Origin of the sequence: uncultured Kiloniella sp. (genome assembly GCF_937128705.1) — a bacterium.
In the GTDB taxonomy this organism is placed as follows: Bacteria; Pseudomonadota; Alphaproteobacteria; order Kiloniellales; family Kiloniellaceae; genus Kiloniella.
On record NZ_CAKZMP010000039.1, the window covers coordinates 1 to 2,752 of the forward strand.

A 2,752-nucleotide genomic window follows, 5' to 3' on the forward strand; every position below is an offset into this window, starting at 1 on the left:
CGACTTGATAACGCGGTTCTTGATGTCAGGGGCAAAGGATTAGAGCTTGCCGGATATAAAATATCTGATGGGTCATTCGCCGTGACTGTATCACAAGATACCACTGAGAGTTGGCGCGGTGATTGGAACATCAAAACAGAGGGCGTTGATAATATTCAGTCTAAAGGGCAGACTGAATATCTACTCAAGGTTAAGCAAGGTGCCGCACAAGGAAGTTATTATGTAGATAAGGGCAAGGTGCTGTTCAGGAGTGATAAGGGGCAAGTTGAGCTTGTAACGTTGGAGGTCCCCAGTGTTGTTCGGACCCAAGCACCTCATACCTTTTCTTTTAAAAATATCGAGAGTGAGTTTCAAGTTCTTCCAAATACAGCGGAAAACGCGGTGGAGCTCAAGAGTGTTTCCGGTACCCTTCTTGTTAAAGCCCTGAAGCTTAATCTGATTGAAGACAACAAGGACATTATTGTTTCTAACCTTCAGAGCAATATTCAGGGACGCGTGGGGGATAACTGGCATATCGGGACAACAATATCTGAAGTCGAATTGTCGGATCAAAAGCTAAAGATCAGCTCCGTTCGTAATGATGTCTCTACGCCATTTTTCCAACCTGCGAATGACTTTGATGTTCAGGAACTTATCCTTGATAGCCGATCAGAAGCGAACATCAAACAGGAAGATTCTGAACTTGGTTTACCCGCATTGTTCGTTAAGAGTAAGACATCAGGTTCCCTAGCAAAGACGGCTTTATCTGCTGATGTAAAACTTCTTGAGGGAACGCAATTGTTAAATCTTGAAGGCAATCTGGATTTAATCTCTCTTAATGGAAACATTGATATCGTTATCCCACTGATTTCATTTGATGAATATGGTATGCAGCCGAAATTTTTTACCCCCCACTTATCTGATCTGAAGGTTCGTGATGGTTCGGTTTCTGGCGGTGTTGAGGTGGTGATCAAAAAAGGTGTCCCTAAGGGGCAGGGGTATTTGAATGTGGATCTATCTGATGCAGAAATTAACGAACTTCCTTTTAAAGATTTAGTTGGACGGTTTTTCTTTCAGGGTATAACAGAACCCGTTTTACCGCCTGGGCAGAAGCTTGAGATTGCTTCTTTTGATGCCGGGGTTCCAATCTCGGATATTGAACTGGTGTTTGGTGTTGTGCCTGAAGTAGATGATTTTATCGTTGATCTTCGGACTGCCGAGTTAATGATTGCTGGTGGTCATCTTGGTTTTGTTCCTCAAAAAATTCCGGTTCTTGCAGATCAAAAATCAATACGGTTGCAGGTTAATAAGTTGGACTTAAAAGAACTTTTTACATTAATTGGGCGCGAAGATCTTAGTGGTACGGGGCAGTTAACAGGCGAAATCCCAATTAAATTTGAGGGAGAGCAAATTATTATTGAAAAGGGAGCCTTGGCAACAGAAGGGCCAGGTGTATTACAAATACGTTCCCAATTAATTGCGGATGCTTTGGCCGCCGGCGGCGAACAGGTTGAACTATTGGTGAAGGCTTTGCACAACTTTGAATACACTAAGCTCACGCTGGATATTAATAAGCCTATCAATTCCGCCGCTCAGGTGAGCCTTGGCATTAGTGGTGCAAATAAAGATGTTCTCGACGGGCATCCTTTCCAATTGAATATCAATCTTGAAACAAAGGTTGAGCCTTTGCTTGCTGTTCTTTTACAGGGGCAAAAAATTTCGAGGGGTTTGGTCTCTGGGTTGCTTAATAAGTAGGTCGTAAGGCTATTTGAAATGATGCCGAATTTGCAAAGAGGGTTAAAAATGCCTTTCCCTTGCCTTATTTCAGTGACTATTGTTGGGAAGATTTAATGTTTAATGGCAGAGGATAACGCCTTGGGTGGCCTTCTGAATGAAAATATAAACAAGCAGCTTGTTCTTGTTGCCGCGGTTGTAATAGGGCTTCAGGCTTGTACGCCAACTGTTAAGGTCGAGGCACCGAGAGAGCCGATTACGATCAACCTTAATATCAAGTTGGATGCTGAAGTACGTGTTCGTCTGGAAGATCAGGCGAAAGATGACATCAATAATAATCCAAATCTCTTCTAGATTGCCGGTGGAGGAAACTGAAACAATGGTTTTGAATAGCATGAAAATGTTGAGAGTTCTGTTCCTGGCTTTTGCGTTTGCATCCGTCATTCCAACAGCTTGGGCTGCTGATCTTGATAGTTTGCGCAGTTCTGGGGCCGTCGGTGAACGCTACGATGGTATGGCTGTTGCGCGTGATGGCTCTGCATCTGATTTTGTGTCTGCGACAAATGCAAAACGCACGCAGATCTATCAAGAGCGGGCAAACAAAGAAGGTGTTAGTGTCAAGCAAGTCGGCATGGTTTATGCCAAGCAAATTATGAGTAAAGCCCCAAGCGGAACCTGGTTCCAGGCCGAAGATGGTTCTTGGGTACAGAAATGAAGTAACTCGTTATTGATCTTAAAGCTCAATTGTAAAGCCCTGCCATTTGGCGGGGCTTTTTCTTTGCGTGTAGTTTTGAATATGGATTGTCAGATTCCTTTGCTTAATCTGACATGAAACTGAAACCTGACCTTGTTAGTGCAATCAGTCTGATTGTGTAAAAGGTTAGGAATTTACGATGGATGATCTGGCTGTTGACCTTCCGGATGCGAACCCCGAAGACTGTGAAACGAACACTGATCATCCTGGTTGTGATTGGCTGACTACAAAATCACCTAAGCGTTTCATTAATCGTGAACTGTCGTGGCTAGCGTTCAATTTTAG

At 43.4% G+C, this 2,752-nt stretch carries 3 protein-coding genes; all 3 read left to right on the forward strand.

Annotated elements, in window-relative coordinates; genetic code table 11:
• The coding region (locus tag Q0241_RS02210; RefSeq protein WP_299372374.1) for a YdbH domain-containing protein at nt 1-1,734 on the forward strand (1,734 nt) is incomplete at its 5' end.
• Nucleotides 1,735-1,836: 102 nt separating this feature from the next.
• Complete coding sequence (locus Q0241_RS02215; protein ID WP_299372377.1) at nt 1,837-2,067, forward strand: YnbE family lipoprotein; 231 nt, start codon at nt 1,837-1,839, stop codon at nt 2,065-2,067.
• Between the two features lie 25 nt (nt 2,068-2,092).
• The gene (locus Q0241_RS02220; protein ID WP_299372380.1) at nt 2,093-2,428 is read left to right on the forward strand and encodes a YdbL family protein; all 336 of its coding nucleotides are present in this window, start codon (nt 2,093-2,095) and stop codon (nt 2,426-2,428) included.
• Nucleotides 2,429-2,752 lie beyond the last annotated feature (324 nt).

What these genes read in the sequence shown, in the direction of transcription:
- Q0241_RS02220 (WP_299372380.1), top strand. Translation starts at nt 2,093, where the DNA reads ATGGTTTTGAATAGCATGAAAATGTTGAGAGTTCTGTTCCTGGCTTTT.
- Q0241_RS02215 (WP_299372377.1), top strand. Translation starts at nt 1,837, where the DNA reads ATGGCAGAGGATAACGCCTTGGGTGGCCTTCTGAATGAAAATATAAAC.